Origin of the sequence: Ahrensia sp. 13_GOM-1096m, from assembly GCF_000620605.1 — a bacterium.
GTDB classification, from domain to species: domain Bacteria; phylum Pseudomonadota; class Alphaproteobacteria; order Rhizobiales; family Rhizobiaceae; genus Ahrensia; species Ahrensia kielensis.
The window spans coordinates 88,361-106,612 of record NZ_JIAX01000010.1 but is presented as its reverse complement, the minus strand read 5'-3'; the positions used below and the strand labels follow the sequence as shown (position 1 = coordinate 106,612).

The window sequence follows — 18,252 nt, the reverse complement described above, 5'->3', positions numbered from 1 at the left end:
AGATCGCAGCTAAACAATTATTCGCTGCGCTTCACCTCAATCGGCGTTTTCATAATGATTTCGCGGTGCGGGTATGGGATGCCGATTCCGTTTTCTTGGAATGCATCCCAAAGGGCGAGTAAAACCTGACCGCGTATATTGGTTAGGCCCTCTTGGGGATCGCCGATCCAGAAGCGTAATTTAAAATCGAGCGAAGATGCGCCAAATTCGGTCATCCAACAAACCGGTGCTTTGTGAGTAAGTACGCGGGGTATGTCTTTGGCTGCTTCAATCGCAATTCTTGCAACTTCATGCGGGTTGCTGTCGTAAGATACGCCAAATTCCACATCTAAACGCACAAGCTTATTGGAAAAAGACCAGTTAACCACCTGCTGCGTGATGAAATCCTCATTTGGAATAAGGTATTCGCGCCCATCGCGGGTAATGACCGAGACAAAGCGCGCACGCAGTTCTCGTATCCAGCCAAATGTGTCACCAAGCTCAATCGTATCGCCGGGCTTGATTGATTTATCGACCAGAATAATCACGCCTGAGATAAAGTTGGAAACGACTTTTTGCAGGCCGAAACCAAGACCGATACCAACGGCACCAGAGAAAATTGTCAGCGTGGTAAGGTCAAGCCCCGCAGCTGTCAGCGCAACAACGAGGGCAATAACGATAAGACCAACTTTTACTATTTTGCCTGAAAGGACTTTGAAGGACGGCGAGAGGTCCGAAATAGCATTGATTCGATTGTCGAAAAATGTGCCGAACAGCGTCGCCAGCCACAAAAATAGCGATGTTAGAAAAACGATGCGTAAGACAAATAGTATCGAGAGTTTGAAGTCGCCCAGATTAATGGCTGCATTATCAAGTGCTTCTGAAACGGGACCACGTATATCCAACACGCCAAGCGCTATGTAAGCAAAGGCACCAATGGCAACAACGCGGGCGATGGTTCTGTTTTGAATAATCCGCGTGAGAACAACCAATGCGAGCCAAGCAGATGCCAAAACAAGAGCTGCTGTGAGCACGAAAGTTCGGCTTGGCCAAGTGTTCAAAAGAACAATCTCGCGCGCAATGTAGACGAAGATTAGAAAGAAAACCCACTCTAGACGCCGCATGAAAGCGACGATGATGCGCAGCAGGCCGGGGTTCCCTTTGATCGTTCGCGCACGCGCTTCAACAATCGGTTCAAGCTTAAAAGACAACAACCAAGCAATGGCGTAACAACCGGCAATTATAGCCAATTGATAGGCAGCCCAAGGCTCAGTCAGGTAATTTTTTGCCTGATGAAAGAAGAGGAGAAAAGAATTCCAAGCGGTGTTCAAGTTCGGGTCCATATATGCAGAATAAACGAAACTGCACACATTGGAAGTCTTTGAATTCTACCTCTTATAAGAGCTTTATACTAAGCGCGTTCCGCTAGCTTTTCCTTGTCTTGCTTTTCGCGGATCAAATTAAAGAACCGGCGGAAAAGGTAGTGGCTATCTTGTGGGCCAGGTGAGGCCTCAGGGTGATGCTGTACGGAAAAGACAGGTTTGCCATCCACTGAAAGGCCGCAGTTTGATCCATCAAATAGCGAGACATGCGTTTCAGTGATGCCTGCTGGAAGTGATTTGGAATCAACAGCAAAGCCGTGATTCATGGATACAATCTCAACCTTGTTGGTTGTGTAGTCTTTTACCGGATGGTTCGCACCGTGGTGGCCTTGGTGCATTTTAACGGTATTGCCGCCAACAGCCAGTGCCAACAATTGATGGCCAAGACAAATGCCGAAAAGCGGAATGCCGCTATCAATCAGCGTTTTGATCGTTGGTACTGCATATTCGCCCGTTGCTGCAGGATCGCCCGGACCATTGGAAAGGAAAATGCCATCTGGCTTAAGCGCAAGCACATCTTCTGCTGTTGATTTTGCAGGTAGTATTGTAATTTTAGCGCCAAGACCTGCGATCAAACGCAGAATATTGCGTTTCACACCATAGTCGAGAGCGACGATGTGAATGGCTGTGTCTGAATTTTCGCTGTGCCCTTGGTCCCACACCCATGGCTTTTCGGACCATGAGGTTGTCTGGCCAACGGTTACGTCTTTCGCCAAATCAAGATCGACGAGGCCAGACCAATCAGCAGCACGTTTTTTCAATGCTGGAATATCGAACACGCCGTTTTCGTCATGGGCAATAACAGCGTTAGGAACACCATTGTTGCGAATGTGAGCGGTCAAGGCACGTGTATCAATGCCTGAAAGGCCAATAATGCCGCGCGCTTTTAGCCATGTGTCGAGATGTTCAGCTGAGCGATAGTTCGACGGATCAGTAATGGCTGCTTTAAATATTGCGCCAACAGCGCCGTGGCGGCTCGCCGGTGTTAAATCTTCAATATCTTCAATATTGGTGCCGACATTACCGATGTGCGGGAATGTGAAGGTTACGATTTGTCCCGCATAGGACGGGTCTGTCATAATTTCCTGATAACCGGTGAGCGCGGTGTTGAAGCAAACCTCAGCTTCAATCGCACCAGTTGCACCAAAACCCTTGCCTTTGAACACTGTGCCGTCGGCTAAAACCAAGACCGCCGTTGCTTTATGCTCAGTCCAAGGCGCAGGTGTGTTTCCTGTATCATGCAGTTGTGTCATAACTGACCTTCGTTTTTATAATGGATGTGCGGTTGCCGCAATTGAGTGCAAACACCATATCGAGTATAAACGCAACTGGTAAGAGGTAATCAAAAATCAATGATTTTTGAAACCGCACAGAGAGTTATGTAAGCTAGCTTTCCTTGGGTAAGTTTAAGTTTTAGATTTGAAGTTATTTTATTGTTGTTTTATTTCAATGGCTTAGGGTCGGGCGTATGGCTTGCCATTGCTGCTAGGTATCAGTATGTTCCGACGATCGAAATAGGGTTCAAATATGCGCGAAGCAATTCACACGGCGCTTAAAGAAGCTGAGAAATCACAGGATAAAACGCGAGTCTGTACGCTGCGCCTTATAAAGGCAGCGGTAAAAGACCGTGACAGTGCTGCACGCAGCGCTGGCAAAGATCCTGTCTCAGAAGCTGAAATTTCTGAAATCTTGACGAAAATGATCAAGCAACGCGAAGAATCAGCCAAAAGCTACGAAGAAGCTGGTCGGTTGGAATTTGCTGAGTTGGAACGCATTGAAAGCGCTGTTATTGCAGAGTTTTTGCCGGAACAACTATGCGAAGACAGTGTCAAACAGGTTTGCGCTGAAGTCGTTGAGAATACCGGCGCCGAAGGCTTGCGGGATATGGGTAAGTGCATGAATGCACTTAAAACCCAATATCCTGGCCAAATGGATTTTACCAAAGCTTCTGGCATTGTGAAAAACATGCTGCGTTAATACGCGCACCGATTTGTTGTGGTGGCCTGGTGGTGTTAAATTTCCATGAGTACGCACAACTTATCCACAAATTTGAGATTTAGCTGTGCGGTGCATTGAAAAACCGCCCCGCTGGTTTCAATTTTAGGCCATATGAGAGTGCTTGATATTACCCACGGATAGATAAGATGCGTTTTGGCCAGTCATTTTTGGATGAGATTAGAGACCGTGTCCCGGTTTCGGATGTCATTCAGCGCCATGTGACTTGGGATAAAAAGAAAACCAATGCGAATCGTGGTGATTATTGGGCGTGCTGTCCCATTCATGGTGAAAACACGCCGAGCTTCCACTGCGAAGATAAAAAAGGCCGCTACTATTGTTTTGGCTGCGGTGCATCGGGCGATCATTTCCGCTTTTTGACGGAGGTGGAAGGCATTAGCTTTCCTGAAGCTGTTGAACGCGTTGCTGGCATGGCGGGCATTGCGATGCCGTCACCTGATCCAGAGGCTGAAAAGCGCGAGGAAAAACGCAAAACGCTCTATGAATATATGGATATGGCTGCGTCCTATTATGAAGAGCAATTGCAACTGCAAGGCGGTGCGGTCGCGCGGGCCTATCTTCGCGACCGTGGTTTAAACGCTTCAACCGTCAATAAATTCCGCTTAGGATTTGCACCCAATAATCGCAGTGGCGTTAAAGAGTTCCTTGCTTCTAAAGGTGCGAGTAAAGAGCAAATCGAAGCGACGGGAATGGTTGTCTTTGGCGAAGATATTGCCGTTTCCTATGATCGTTTCCGTGACCGGATTATGTTTCCTATTGAGGATCAGCAGGGCCGCGTCATCGCATTTGGCGGCCGCGCAATGAGCGCCGATGTTCCCGCCAAATATTTGAACTCACCAGAAACAGAGCTTTTTCATAAGGGCGATATTCTCTTCAACTTTAAACGTGCGCGTTCCGTTCAGGCCAAACAAGGCGGAACATTGATTGCTGTTGAAGGCTATATGGATGTGATCGCGCTAGATCAGGCTGGCTTTGCAAATGCAGTTGCGCCGCTTGGTACAGCGCTGACAGAAAACCAACTGGCAAAATTATGGCGCGCCACAGATGAGCCAGTCCTTTGCTTTGATGGCGATAAAGCCGGCCTTCGCGCTGCATTTCGCGGGCTGGAAATGGCACTTAGTGAATTAAAGCCTGGAAAATCAGTCCGTTTTGCAATGCTTCCCGATGGCCTTGATCCTGATGATCTTGTTAAAAAGCAAGGCCCAGAGGCCTTTAAAGATGTGATTGCTGCTGCAAAGTCAGCCGCTGATATGCTTTGGCTGCGAGAAACTGGTGGCCAGACATTCGATACACCTGAACGGCGCGCTAAACTTGAACAGACGATGCGCGAAGTCACCAACCAGATTTCAGACGAAAGCGTGCGGCGTCATTATGGCCAAGACATGCGTGAGCGCGTGGCGATGTTTTTCGGCACGGCACCCGCTAGCAATAACAGGTCTGGTGGCAATAAGAATAATTACGGCAATAATAGTTACAATCGTTCAAAAGGCGGCGGCGTAAAGGGACGCATTGCGGTATCGTCACAATTGGCAAATTCTCGCATGACCAAGACAGGCATTGTCAATGTGTCAGACATGTCGGTGCGTGAAGCCGCGCTCATGAGCGCAATTATTTGCCATCCAGATATTTTGGTCGATTCTTTTGACACATTCATGTCGTTTGAGTTCGATAATAAAAGTTTGCGTGATTTGCGCAGCGCGGTCATCGAAGCGCATGGCGAAACTGCTGCGCGATTGCGTGCTGATTTGGTGCGGCATCCAGCCCTTGTTGCTTACGCACATGTTATCGATCAGGTTGATAAAGTTATTAGCCGTTCGCGGCTTTGGGTCTTTACCGAAGAGGCGGCTTTTGAAGACGCTTTGTCCGCATTTGAACAGGCTGTGCAACTGTATCAACGTGCGCGCGGCCTCAATAAAGACCTTAAAGCGGCAGAAGATGCATTGGCTCTTGATGGGTCAGAAGCCAACTGGGCAAGGTTCCAAGATATCCAATTACAGGTGCGCCGTACACAAGGGCTTGATGCGCTTGTTGAGGGCTTTGGTGTCTCCTCAGGACGTCCGAGTCGTAACTTTTAAGCGAGATTTTGCGCTTTTTGGCAAAAGAATCATGTCAATTAATTCACAGAAACGCTTGACGTGAGGCCGAATCACGGGAATCAGAGTTATAATTATACGCGAAGGTGGAAATCTGCAGTGGGCAGCACTATTTCCATAAGAGAAGCAACATAGAAATGGCTTTCAGATAAACACACTTAATCAATGTTTAAGACGCGGTTGTTAGCTTTTGGCTACATGCGACTGATTCGGTAATTACCGAATAAACAAAGTGAACAAGGCGACGGCTTAATTGCCTTAATACGCCGGAGAACAAACGTCTATGGCGACAACGACTAAAACAAAAAAAAATCCCGAATCTGGGGCCCCGAGTACAGAGGCGCAGACCGCAGATGGGCCATTGCTCGATCTAACGGCTGATACCGTCAAAAAAATGATACGCGCTGCAAAAAAGCGCGGCTTTGTTACTGTCGACGAGCTGAACTCTGTCTTACCTTCCGATCAGACCGATCCTGACAAGATTGAGGACGTTATGTCCGCGCTGTCAGAAATGGGCATTAATGTCGTGGAAGACGACGACGACAGCGATGCTGATACGAACGACGCTGATGCTACGGCCGGTTCTAAAGAAGTTGCAACAGCAAGTGGCAGCGCCGTTACAACAACGGTTAAGAAAAAAGAACCAACCGATCGAACCGATGATCCGGTTCGCATGTATTTGCGTGAGATGGGGCAGGTTGAACTGCTTTCACGCGAAGGCGAAATCGCAATTGCCAAGCGCATTGAGGCTGGCCGTGAAACGATGATCGCTGGTCTTTGTGAAAGCCCGTTGTCATTCCAAGCGATTATTATCTGGCGTGATGAGCTGATGGAGGAAAACATCCTCCTGCGCGATATTATTGACCTTGAAACAACCTATGCCGGTCCTGAGGCTAAGGCGACACCAAAGGTGCCAACGCCTGAAGAAATTGATCAGGCGCGCAAAGAGCGTGAAGAAAAAGAACGTCTGCTGCGTCAGCCGCGTCGCCGTGATGATGACATTACCAATGTTGGTGGTGAAGGTCAGATCGACGATGATGATGACGAAGAAGACGAAGTGAACCTATCGCTAGCGGCGATGGAGGGCGAGCTACGTCCGCAGGTCATGGAAATTTTCGACAACATTGCTAATGTTTATAGCAAGTTGCGTAAACTACAGGATCAGCAAGTTGAAAGCGCCTTGGCCGATGAGGGTGAATTGTCATCAAGCCAGAAGCGCCGTTACAAGCAACTTCAGGATGAACTGATTACGCTGGTTAAGTCTCTATCGCTTAACAATCAGCGTATTGATGCGCTTGTTGAACAGCTTTACTCGATTAACCGTGGTTTCGTTCAAAACGAAGGCCGTTTGCTACGACTTGCAGAAACTTATGGCGTAAGCCGTGAAGCGTTTTTGAAGCATTACCAAGGTTCTGAGCTTGATCCAAATTGGGTTGAGACAATCTCGCAAATTGATTCCAAAGCGTGGAAAACATTCGCAGAAAAAGAGCCGCACACGATTGAAGACCTGCGTGCGGAAATTCAAGAGCTTGCCACTGAAACCGGTATCGCTATTCCTGAATTCCGCCGTATTGTGAATCAGGTTCAAAAAGGTGAACGCGAAGCACGCATAGCTAAGAAAGAAATGGTCGAAGCGAACCTTCGTCTCGTGATTTCTATTGCGAAAAAATACACGAACCGTGGCCTACAGTTCCTTGATCTCATTCAAGAGGGCAACATTGGTCTGATGAAGGCCGTGGATAAGTTCGAATATCGCCGTGGTTACAAATTCTCGACCTATGCGACATGGTGGATTCGTCAGGCTATTACGCGTTCAATCGCTGACCAAGCACGCACGATCCGTATTCCTGTCCACATGATTGAAACGATCAACAAAATTGTGCGTACATCACGTCAGATGTTGCATGAGATTGGCCGCGAACCAACGCCAGAAGAATTGTCAGAAAAACTGGCAATGCCATTGGAAAAAGTTCGTAAAGTTCTCAAGATCGCAAAAGAACCGATTTCGCTCGAAACGCCAGTTGGCGATGAGGACGATTCACATCTGGGCGATTTCATTGAGGACAAGCAGGCAATCTTGCCGATCGATGCGGCTATTCAAGCGAACCTACGCGAAACAACAACACGCGTTTTGGCTTCACTGACACCGCGTGAGGAACGTGTTCTTCGTATGCGCTTTGGTATCGGCATGAACACCGACCACACACTTGAAGAAGTGGGTCAGCAGTTCTCTGTTACGCGTGAACGTATTCGTCAGATTGAGGCGAAAGCGCTTCGCAAGCTGAAGCACCCAAGCCGAAGCCGCAAGTTGCGCTCTTTCTTGGATCAGTAAGAACAGCTAAATAGAATACAAAACCCGGCCATGGAGCCGGGTTTTTTATAAGGCCCAATCTATTGGCGTGACATCGTTTTTCTCCAAGAAGGCATTGGCTTTGGAAAATGGTTTCGTGCCGAAAAAACCCCTATGAGCAGAGAGCGGGGAAGGGTGAACCGAGCGGATAACCAAATGTCTGCTTTCATCAACAAAAGAAGCTTTTGCCTGCGCATATGCGCCCCATAATATAAAAACGATTGGGCGCGATTGTTCATTAACGAGCCTGATCACAGCATCCGTAAATGTTTCCCAGCCTTTTTTCTGGTGCGAGCCAGCCCTATGCGCTTCGACGGTTAAAACTGAATTGAGAAGAAGCACGCCTTGCTGTGCCCATGCTTCCAGATTTCCATGGCTGGCGGGTTCGATACCAAGATCACTATTGAGTTCTTTAAATATGTTGACGAGTGATGGCGGCGTGCGCACGCCTTGGGGAACAGAAAAACTCAAACCATGCGCTTGGCCAGGACCATGATAAGGGTCTTGTCCCAGAATGACGATTTTCACTTGGTCGAGCGGCGTCATATCCAGCGCTTTGAACCAAAGCTCAGATGGTGGGAATATTTGCTTTCCAGCATCACGCTCTGACTGCAAAAAAGCTTTAAGTTTCGCCATATAGGGACTGTCAAACTCTTGGCTTAAATGGTTTAGCCAGCTTTCATGTATCTCGACCATATTCATCCGTTTGCATATCTCGTGTAAGTCAAATGCGTTGCGTTCCAACTATTGCTGAAAGTGAAAACCATGCCACATCACATTGTTAAGCTAAACACGCACGGGCAGGGACTGTATGAATTTACATACGATGTGAAGCAATTTGTTGAAGAGCACGCGCCAAGCGATGCTCTTTTAACGCTCTTTGTGCGCCACACTTCTTGCTCACTTTTGGTGCAGGAAAATGCAGATAGTGAAGTTCAATCGGATATGAAGGCGTTTTTTGCCCGATTGGTGCCACCAACGAGTGATCCTTCAATGTCTTATCTTCGGCATACCTATGAGGGGCCTGATGATATGCCAGCGCATATCAAAGCGGCGTTGACGCAAACGTCAATCGGAATTCCTGTCATCAGCGGGCAAATGGTGCTCGGCACATGGCAGGGCATCTATTTGTTTGAACATCGTGACAGGCCGCATAATCGGCAGGTCGTGCTACATCTGACCAGTGAAGCCTAATCAAACATTAAGGCTTTCCGATGCATTTTATCGATTATGAGAAGATGTATTCTAAAAAACGCTAAGTTTTCTGCTGTAATCCTATTGCCATTCCTGCTTCAGGGGTGCGCGGCAATAGCTGTCGCGGACACAGTCGTTGGCTCCACCGTGTTTGTCGCCAAAACAGCTGTTAAAGGCACTGTGGGTGCAGGAAAACTTGTTTACCGCGGCGGTAAGGCCGTTGGTAATGCGGTTACAGGTGGCAATAGCAACTCAGACTATAGCTATGATAGCCAAGCCTATCAGGGTGATGTTGATAGCGCGCCCAGTTGCTTAAATGCCGATGGCTCTTATTCGCAGGCGTTGCGCGACGCAAATGGCGATTATTTCTGCACGAACTAGAAATATCTGGGCGGTATCATAACAACTTCGTGAAGAGTTCGCTGTAGATGAGGCAATATTTGCCTTGGTACTGCCCGATTCAAACCGCTATAAGATCGCAAAACTAAGTAATTTGGAGCTGTTAATGTCTCAGTCAACGCTGATTTCTCGCCGTAATGCCCTTTTATCCATGGCCGCAATTCCTGCTGCGTTGAGTGTTACTACTCTGCCTGCTTTTGCACAAAGTGCGCCAAAGTCCGAAGGCAGCGTGGATGTAGAAAAACTAATGTCTGAAGGTGCTTTGCCAGAAATGTTTGAAGGCGAAGAAGATGCTCCCGTTACGATTGTTGAATATGCTTCCATGACATGTGGACATTGTGCGAGTTTCCATAAAAACACTTACCCTGAGCTAAAAGAAAAATATATCGATACCGGAAAGGTACGCTTGATTTTGCGTGAGTTTCCATTTGATCCACGCGCTGCAGCAGCCTTCATGCTTGCACGCTGCGCGCCAAATGGTGCTTATTTTCCAATGGTTGATGTGTTATTCAAACAGCAAGCAACATGGGCGCGAGCAGAAAATGCACGTGCTCCGTTGGAAAACATTGCCAAATTAGCTGGTTTTACACAGGAGTCATTCGAGAAATGCTTGACCGACCAGCAGCTTTTGAATGATGTGAATAAAGTACGGGAACGTGGTCAGACTGAGTTTGAAGTAAACGCGACCCCAACATTTTTTATCAATGGCGAAAAATACGCCGGAGCGCTGACAATTGATCAACTGTCTGCCATCATTGACGATCTGCTCTAAGCAGAAATTTATCGCGCAAAGCTTGGCTTTGCGCGAAGGTGGTGGCGTATGAAGTTTAATAAATTACGCCTTCTTGGTTTCAAATCATTTGTTGAGCCAACAGAGTTTGCGATTGAACGTGGCCTGACCGGTGTGGTCGGCCCGAACGGTTGTGGCAAATCCAATTTGGTCGAAGCGTTGCGCTGGGTGATGGGCGAAAGCTCATACAAAAACATGCGCGCTTCGGGCATGGATGATGTCATCTTTTCCGGTTCCGGAACCCGTCCATCACGTAACTCGGCAGAAGTTGCGCTTTTTCTCGATAATGACGATCGCACTGCACCTGCCGCTTTCAATGATAGCGAGTTGCTGCAGGTAACGCGCAGGATCGAACGCGAAAACGGTTCTGCTTACCGTATCAACGGTAAGGATGCCCGTGCAAAAGATGTGCAACTTTTGTTTGCCGATCAGTCCACCGGTGCCCGTTCTCCTTCAATGGTCGGGCAGGGGCGAATTGGTGAGCTTATTCAAGCAAAACCACAGGCAAGGCGTGCGCTTTTAGAAGAAGCTGCGGGTATTTCGGGGCTCCATTCGCGGCGTCACGAAGCCGAATTGCGCTTGCGCGGTGCAGAGACCAATTTGGAGCGTTTGGATGATGTAACATCCGAACTCGAAAGCCAGATCGAAAGCTTGAAACGTCAAGCGCGTCAAGCAAACAGGTTCCGCACATTATCGCGCGATATCCGCCAAGCTGAGGCGACATTACTGCATCTAAAATGGATGCAAGCAAAAACGGCTGAAGGTGAAAGCCAATCAACGCTTTCCAAAGCAACGAACGAAGTTGCTGAACGTGCGCAATTGCAAATGGATGCAGCGCGCTTGCAAGGTATTGCTCAAAAAGCATTACCGCCTCTGCGTGAGGCAGAAGCGGCCGCAGCAGCAGCCCTGCAACGCTTGACAATTGCGCGTGATCAACTGGACACGGAAGCTGAACGCTTGCGTGCGCGCAAACGTGAATATGAGCAACGTATTACGCAGCTATCCACCGATATAGAGCGTGAAGAGCGCATGTTGGTTGAGAATGCTGATATTCTTAGTCAGTTAAGCGAAGAAGAAAAAACACTTAAAGCGCAAGACGAAGGCGCAGACGAGCGCGAAGCAGAGCTGGCCGCGAAAGTAGAGACTGCTAAGGCTGAATTAGAAAGCTCAGAAGCAGAACTGTCAAAAATCACAGCTGAACGCGCAGAAGCACAAGCGCTTCGCACACAATTACAGCGCCGTATCGGTGAGCTGACAGACCGTCGCACGCGCCTTGAGACACAAGAACGCAATGTTGATGCTGAATTAACAACGCTCAATGATAAGATCAGCCAATTGGATGATCCTGCAGAGAAGCAAGCGCTTGTCGAAAAGGCAGAAGCTTCGATTGTTGATGCGGAAAAGACCGTTACGCAAAGCGAAAGCGATGTTGCCAAAGCACGTGCTGTCGAAACACAGCTGCGGCCTGATCTTGCAACGGCACGTGAGGCACTTAATACGCTTGAAGCCGAAGCCCGCACGATCGCAAAATTGCTCAATGCTGGTGGCAATGATCTATTTCCAGCAATCATCGAAAGCCTCAAAGTCGATAAGGGTTTTGAAACCGCATTGGGCGCTGCCTTGGGCGATGATTTGGACGTGCCAACAGACGCAAATGCTGCCGTGTATTTTGCAGGCGCACAAATTGCCAGCGATGATCCGCAATTGCCTGCAGGCGCGACACCGCTTGGTGAACATGTGCGCGGCGGTGATGCGATTGGCCGTCGTTTAAACCAGATTGGTATCGTTGCCGATGATGCGGCAGGTGCCGCTTTAGCGCCATCCCTAAAAACGGGACAGCGCCTTGTCACGAAGCAAGGCGCTCTATGGCGCTGGGATGGATATCGTGCCGCAGCTGATGCGCCAACAATGGCAGCGCAGCGCCTCGCACAGAAGAACCGCTTGAGCGAACTTGATGCCGAAATTGTCGATGCAACCAAAGCAAAAACTGCGATTGAAGCATCAATGCAAGCTGCAGAAACGGCAACGCGTAATGCTGTAGCGGCAGAAAATTCGGCCCGCCAATCATTAAAAGATCGGCAAAATGATGCACGCAAAGCCCGCGATGAACTCGCCGCTGCAGAGCGTTCCTCTGGTGAACTTTCGCGCCGCCGTGCTGTATTAGATGAATCATTCGGGCGTATTCGTATTGATTTAAATGAAGCTGTTGGCGTTTTGGCCGAAGCGGAAGCTGCATTGGCCGCAGAGCCAGAAGTCACAGCTTTTGATGCACGCCTTCAAAGCTTGCAGACAGATGTTGCAAAAGACCGTGCTGTTTTGGCAGAACTACGCGCTGAGCATCAAGGTCTTTCGCGTGAGGTTGAAGCAAGACGCCAAAGGCTCAAGGCGATTGAGCGCGAGACCAAAAGCTGGACAGACCGCCGCGCGAATGCTGACAGCCAGATTGCAATTCTACGTGCCCGCGAGACAGAAACACAGAAGCTTCTGGAAGAGTTGGCAGATAGCCCCGGCGAGTTTGAAGCCCGCCAACGTGAGTTACTGCGTCAGATAGAAGCCGCTGAAGCAAAACGCAATGAAGCTGCCGACAAGCTGGCAAAAGCTGAAACGTCTGCTGCTGAAGCTGACCGCGCGGCAACAGCTACAATCCAAGATTTATCAACATCACGCGAAGCGCGTGCGCGTGCAGAAGAACGTGCTGCTGCTGCATCTGAGCGCCGCAGTGATATTGAAGCTAGAATTCATGAAGCACTGAACTGTGAACCACATAAAGCATTTGAACAAACGGGCTTAGCTGTCGATGACGCAATGCCGGACATGGACCCGACCGAAAAACGCCTCGAACGTCTAAAAATTGAACGTGAGCGTCTCGGCGCAGTCAACTTGCGTGCTGAAGAAGAACAAAACGAATTATCTGAGCGCTTTGGTTTGATTACCTCTGAACGTGAAGATGTTGTTCAGGCTATTGCAGAATTGCGTTCGGCTATTTCGTCGCTCAACAAAGAGGGCCGTGAACGTCTTCTCGTTGCGTTCGAAGCTGTACAGGATCATTTCAAACGTCTTTTCACGCATTTGTTCAATGGTGGAACGGCAGAGTTGCAGCTTATCGAGAGCGATGATCCGCTGGAAGCTGGACTTGAAATCATTGCGCGACCTCCGGGCAAAAAGCCGCAAACAATGACACTTCTTTCCGGTGGTGAGCAGGCATTGACAGCGATGGCTTTGATTTTCGCGGTATTCTTGACCAATCCCGCACCGATTTGCGTGCTGGATGAGGTTGATGCGCCGCTGGATGATCACAATGTGGAGCGCTTCTGCGATCTGATGGATAAGATGAGCGCAGAAACAGATACACGCTTTGTGATTATTACGCATAACCCGATCACGATGGCCCGTATGGACCGCTTGTTCGGTGTTACCATGAAAGAGCAGGGCGTATCTCAGCTGGTTTCGGTTGACCTTCAAGAAGCAGAAGAACTTCGTGAGGCAAGCTAGACCTAGTATGTTGAACTATCCAGACTTATAGTGCTGTGGATGCCGTTGAAGCTGTAACCCGAACGAAGAATTGTGCTAAATGAGAAAATGGGTCTACACATTTGCTGACGGTATGGCCGAGGGTTCAGCTGCTGATGTAGCGCTACTTGGCGGTAAAGGCGCAAATCTTGCTGAAATGAGCCGTATTGGGCTGCCTGTTCCGCCAGGATTTACCATCACGACGGATGCTTGCAATCGCGCGCTTCAAGACGGTGAAATTTCAAAACGCGTACGTGACCAAGTCGATGCGGCGCTGCGTCATTGCGAAATAATGAGCGGCAAAAAATTCGGTGCAACCAGCAATCCGCTGGTCGTGTCGGTTCGCTCCGGTGCGCGTGTTTCCATGCCCGGTATGATGGATACCGTCCTCAACCTTGGTCTTAATGATGAAACTGTTGAGGCATTAAGCGAGCAAAGCGGCGATGAACGCTTTGCTTATGACACCTACCGCCGTTTTATTCAGATGTACGCAACTGTTGTTATGGGCTGCGATCATGGATTGTTTGAAGATATTCTTGACGAAGCACGTGAAAGTGCAGGCGCGCTAAGAGACAATGAACTTGGCGTTGATGATTTGCGCAAAGTTGTAAAAGCTTACAAACATGCCATTCAAGATGATCTGGACGAAACATTTCCCCAAGATCCAAAAGAGCAATTGTGGCGCACAGTCGAAGCTGTTTTCAAAAGCTGGAATAACCCGCGCGCAGTTACCTATCGCGCTTTGCACAATATCCCTGTTGAATGGGGCACAGCCGTAACCGTACAGGCGATGGTTTTTGGCAACTCCGGCCCCAATTCGGCAACGGGCGTTGCCTTCACACGTAACCCTTCAACGGGAGAAAATATCCTCTTTGGTGAGTTTCTCGTCGATGCTCAGGGCGAAGATGTTGTGGCTGGTTTTAGAACACCTGACCCGCTTAGTATTGTTAGCGATAAGCCCGGTGCATCCATGCAGGAGCGCCTGCCGGAATCCTATAAAACCTTGATCAGCTTAGCCAATGATCTTGAGCAGCATTTTGGTGATATGCAGGATATCGAGTTTACGGTTGAAGCAGGAAGACTGTGGCTTTTGCAAACCCGCGCCGGAAAGCGAACCGCTAAAGCGGCTATCCGCATTGCAATTGAAATGGCCAATAATAACGTGATTACACGGCAAACAGCTTTAATGCGTGTTGATGCGTCTTCGCTGGATCAATTACTGCACCCTTCAATTGACCCCAAAGCGCAGCGCAAAATTATTGCGTCCGGCTTGCCTGCTTCCCCCGGTGCTGCTTGCGGTGAAATTGTTTTTTCATCTGCCGATGCTGTTGCAGCTAAAGCAGAAGGGCGAAGTGTTATTCTTGTGCGTCCAGAAACAAGTCCCGATGACATTCATGGCATGGAAGCTGCCGTTGGTATTTTGACATCGCGGGGCGGGATGACTAGCCACGCTGCCGTTGTCGCACGTGGTATGGGTAAGCCTTGCATTACTGGCGCAGGCGGCATGCGTATCGACAAGCATAACAAAGCGCTGGTTGCTGGCGGTGTTATGCTGCGCGGCGGCGATTATCTGACGCTGGATGGTAATAAAGGGCAGGTGCTGGAAGGTAAGCTGCCAATGGTCGACAGCGAGCTGTCGGGCGATTTTGCAACCTTGATGGCTTGGAGCGATGCGGAACGGCGCTTAAAAGTACGCACAAATGCTGATACGCCAACCGAGGCGAAAGTTGCACGTAATTTTCAGGCCGATGGCATTGGCCTTTGCCGCACAGAACATATGTTCACCGAGGGTGAGCGTTCAAACATTATGCGCGAGATGATTGTTGCTGAAAGCGAAGAAGAGCGCCGTGCGGTTTTGGATCGGCTAATGCCAATGCAGCGCAGTGATTTTATTGAACTGTTTGAGATTATGCAGGGGCAACCGGTCGCTATTCGTCTTTTCGATCCGCCGCTTCATGAATTTTTGCCGAAAGATGAAGACAGCATTCTCAAATCGGCCAAAGCATTGGGGATTGATGGCGCAAAAATGATGCGCCGAGTTGAAGAATTACGTGAGATCAACCCTATGCTGGGTAATCGCGGCGTTCGGCTTGCAATTTGCTTCCCTGAAATTGCTGAAATGCAAACCCGTGCGATTTTTGAAGCTGCCATTTTGGCTGGCAGAAAGTCCGGCGAACTTGTGGTGCCAGAGATCGTAGTCCCGCTTGTCGCGTACAATGCCGAGCTTGAATATATCCGAGCACGCATTGATAAAGTTGCCGACGATGTGATGGCTGCTCACGATCAAAAAATCGAATATTTGGTTGGCTGTATCATTGAGTTGCCTCGTGCGGCTATTCGTGCGGAATTAATCGCTCAAAGCGCTGATTTCTTTTCCTTTGGTACGAATGATTTAACACAAACAACGCTTGGTATTTCGCGCGATGATGCGTCGACATTTCTGTCAACTTATCTTCGAAAAGGCGTTATTCAACTCGATCCGTTCATCAATCTGGATGTTGAGGGCGTTGGCGAGCTCATGCGCATTGCTACGGAGCGTGGCCGCAAAGCAAAACCAAAATTGCTTTTGGGAATTACCGGTGAGCATGGCGGTGATCCGACTTCAATTACATTCTGTGACAATCTCGGTCTCGATTATGTATCCTGTTCGCCTTACAGGGTGCCAATCGCACGATTGGCGGCGGCGCAAGCAGCTATTTCTAAGAAGATGCAATAATCCTTTAAGTGCGGGGCATATTGATAAAATCTTGGCTTGATGACGACGATTATTGCGCCTTGGCAAATTGATTGATAAATCCAATGCAATGTTTTGCCTTAACGGCAAACAAAATTGGGTAGTTGGAATTTTATTATGCGGCCATTGCCGAGACGCTTGCCATCAAAATCGGCAAAATGGGCGATGCGTGTTGCTCTTTTCACGCCTGTTTTGGCTGCATTGTCGGTTCTTGCCTACCGTGGCTCAAGCGTGGATACGCAAGCGTTTCTTGTTCTTCTGGCCGTTGTCGGACTTTTGGGGCTCCTTACGCTTTTTCTGGTGGTCGTGGCATTTCGCAGCCTCTGGACGCATGGGAAGCGTGGTGGACGCCGCGCAACATGGGCATTGATATTAGCCGCCATCGTGCTTGCGCCTTTTGTGTTTTCGGCAACCCTTTGGTTCACAAGACCGCTTCAAGCGGACCTATCTACTGATTTAATTGATCCGCCCGTGTTCCGCGCCGAGATCGCCGAATTCGGAAACCGTGCCGCGATCATTGTTGCTGGTGAATTGCGCGATGGCTATCCTGCAATAACTGGAAGACAATATGAAGCGCCACTAGAAACGGTGCTAGATACCGTTTTGAAACAAGCAGCTCTCTTCGGTTGGCGTGTCGTTAACCGTTCAGGACGCATTGGTGCTGACGATGAACTTATCGTCGAATTTATGCACCACACAACATTACTGGCTTTTCCAATCGAAACCGTGGTTCGGATTGTAGACGAGGGGGACACAAGTTACCTCGATATACGGTCGCAAATGCCCGGCCTTGTTCACGACCTTGGAACCAACGCGCAAATTGTCACTGAATTTCTGCGCGAGATCGACTTGTCGCTCATTGGCCAAGTCAGCGATTAAATTTTATCGTTCGCGAGTTTGAAGCGGTTTTCGAGTGAGGCATCGCCATCACAAGTGACGAGCCCTCTTTCAATTAAGGCCTCTAACTGTGCAAATACGGACAGTCCTGCTGCGCCATGTAACCGCGGATCGGTGCTGCGATAAATCTGGCTCACCATTTCGGGAATTGTCTCATCGCCTTTAGAAAGACGCTCTAGGATTGCACCCTCACGCATTTTTCTATGTGTTTTTAACCCGCGCACAAATCTTTTCGGGCTCGTTACGGGCCCACCATGTCCGGGAAAATATAACCGATCATCACGCGCGAGCATTTTATCGAGCGAATCCATATATTGGTTCATAGAGCCATCGGGCGGGGCAACAATTGACGTTGCCCATGCCATAATGTGATCGCCTGTAAAAACAATGCCAGTATCATTTAAAGCAAAAGATAAATGATTGGCTGTATGTCCAGGTGTTGAAATGGCCTGCAACGCCCACTCTGAACCTTCTACCAATTCACCATCAGCAAGTATGGCATCAGGCGCATAATCGCGATCTGCAGAGGCATCAAGTGCATTCACTTCACCTAAGTGAAGCTCTCGTGCCGAAAAATGAGGCGCTGCTCCGACAATTTTTGCACCTGTATGATTCTTCAAGCGTGCAGCGAGTGGAGAATGATCAATGTGTGTATGGGTAATGATGATATGGCTAACGGTTCGCCCGTTAATTGCCTGAAGCAATGCTTGTAAATGGGCATCATTTTCCGGACCAGGATCAATAACAGCAAGAGTGTCACTGCCAACAATATAGGAGTTGGTGCCTTGAAAAGTAAACGGTCCGGTATTGGCGCAAGTAACACGCATAACGTTCGGAGCTACCGAAACAGCTTCTCCATGCTGCGGTGTAAAGTTCTTGCTGAACATATCATTTGTAGTCATAAATTT

The 18,252-nt window shown here is 48.8% G+C and carries 13 protein-coding genes; 9 read left to right on the top strand and 4 right to left on the bottom strand.

Features of this window, described 5'->3' with window-relative positions; genetic code table 11:
• Positions 1–17: 17 nt before the first annotated feature.
• Together N530_RS0106695 and carA are read right to left on the bottom strand one after the other, a co-directional pair.
• On the bottom strand, positions 18–1,322 hold the full coding sequence (locus N530_RS0106695) for a mechanosensitive ion channel family protein (protein ID WP_026480071.1): 1,305 nt from the start codon (positions 1,320–1,322) through the stop codon (positions 18–20).
• A gap of 68 nt (positions 1,323–1,390) precedes the next feature.
• Positions 1,391–2,614 (bottom strand): glutamine-hydrolyzing carbamoyl-phosphate synthase small subunit, encoded by a 1,224-nt coding sequence (gene carA, locus N530_RS0106690; protein ID WP_026480070.1) that lies wholly within the window; start codon positions 2,612–2,614, stop codon positions 1,391–1,393.
• A 274-nt stretch (positions 2,615–2,888) separates the two neighbouring features.
• Here carA and N530_RS0106685 point away from each other — a divergent pair, with 274 nt between their 5' ends.
• The 3 genes from N530_RS0106685 to rpoD all read left to right on the top strand — a co-directional run bounded on the left by N530_RS0106685 (position 2,889) and on the right by rpoD (position 7,802).
• Positions 2,889–3,338, top strand: a complete 450-nt coding sequence (locus N530_RS0106685) for a GatB/YqeY domain-containing protein (RefSeq protein ID WP_018687286.1) — start codon at positions 2,889–2,891, stop codon at positions 3,336–3,338.
• A 167-nt stretch (positions 3,339–3,505) separates the two neighbouring features.
• Positions 3,506–5,452 (top strand): DNA primase, encoded by a 1,947-nt coding sequence (gene dnaG / locus N530_RS0106680; protein WP_026480069.1) that lies wholly within the window; start codon positions 3,506–3,508, stop codon positions 5,450–5,452.
• Between the two features lie 301 nt (positions 5,453–5,753).
• Complete coding sequence (gene rpoD, locus N530_RS0106675) at positions 5,754–7,802, top strand: RNA polymerase sigma factor RpoD (RefSeq protein ID WP_026480068.1); 2,049 nt, start codon at positions 5,754–5,756, stop codon at positions 7,800–7,802.
• 45 nt (positions 7,803–7,847) lie between these two features.
• On the opposite strand, the gene ung is transcribed toward rpoD, so the two are convergent.
• Complete coding sequence (ung, locus tag N530_RS0106670; protein ID WP_026480067.1) at positions 7,848–8,522, bottom strand: uracil-DNA glycosylase; 675 nt, start codon at positions 8,520–8,522, stop codon at positions 7,848–7,850.
• Positions 8,523–8,585: 63 nt separating this feature from the next.
• Between ung and N530_RS0106665 the strand changes: the two genes are divergently transcribed.
• From N530_RS0106665 to N530_RS0106640, 6 genes are all read left to right on the top strand, one after another.
• Positions 8,586–9,014 (top strand): secondary thiamine-phosphate synthase enzyme YjbQ, encoded by a 429-nt coding sequence (locus tag N530_RS0106665; protein WP_026480066.1) that lies wholly within the window; start codon positions 8,586–8,588, stop codon positions 9,012–9,014.
• Between the two features lie 36 nt (positions 9,015–9,050).
• The gene (locus tag N530_RS19025; RefSeq protein WP_155851941.1) at positions 9,051–9,395 is read left to right on the top strand and encodes a hypothetical protein; all 345 of its coding nucleotides are present in this window, start codon (positions 9,051–9,053) and stop codon (positions 9,393–9,395) included.
• Between the two features lie 124 nt (positions 9,396–9,519).
• A complete protein-coding gene (locus tag N530_RS0106655) occupies positions 9,520–10,185 on the top strand; it encodes a DsbA family protein (protein ID WP_026480064.1) in 666 nt (221 codons plus the stop codon).
• A gap of 48 nt (positions 10,186–10,233) precedes the next feature.
• Positions 10,234–13,695: a chromosome segregation protein SMC gene (smc, locus tag N530_RS0106650; RefSeq protein WP_026480063.1), complete on the top strand. Its 3,462-nt coding sequence runs from the start codon at positions 10,234–10,236 to the stop codon at positions 13,693–13,695.
• 79 nt (positions 13,696–13,774) lie between these two features.
• Entirely contained in the window at positions 13,775–16,429 is a 2,655-nt protein-coding gene (gene ppdK, locus N530_RS0106645; RefSeq protein ID WP_026480062.1) for a pyruvate, phosphate dikinase, read from the top strand.
• Positions 16,430–16,564: 135 nt separating this feature from the next.
• Positions 16,565–17,326 carry a DUF1499 domain-containing protein gene (locus tag N530_RS0106640; RefSeq protein WP_026480061.1) on the top strand — a complete coding sequence of 254 codons (762 nt, stop codon included), beginning with the start codon at positions 16,565–16,567 and terminating at the stop codon, positions 17,324–17,326.
• Here N530_RS0106640 and N530_RS0106635 read toward each other — a convergent pair.
• The gene (locus N530_RS0106635; protein ID WP_211097864.1) at positions 17,323–18,246 is read right to left on the bottom strand and encodes an MBL fold metallo-hydrolase; all 924 of its coding nucleotides are present in this window, start codon (positions 18,244–18,246) and stop codon (positions 17,323–17,325) included. The two genes, N530_RS0106640 and N530_RS0106635, sit on opposite strands and share 4 nt — an antisense overlap.
• Between the last annotated feature and the right edge of the window lie 6 nt (positions 18,247–18,252).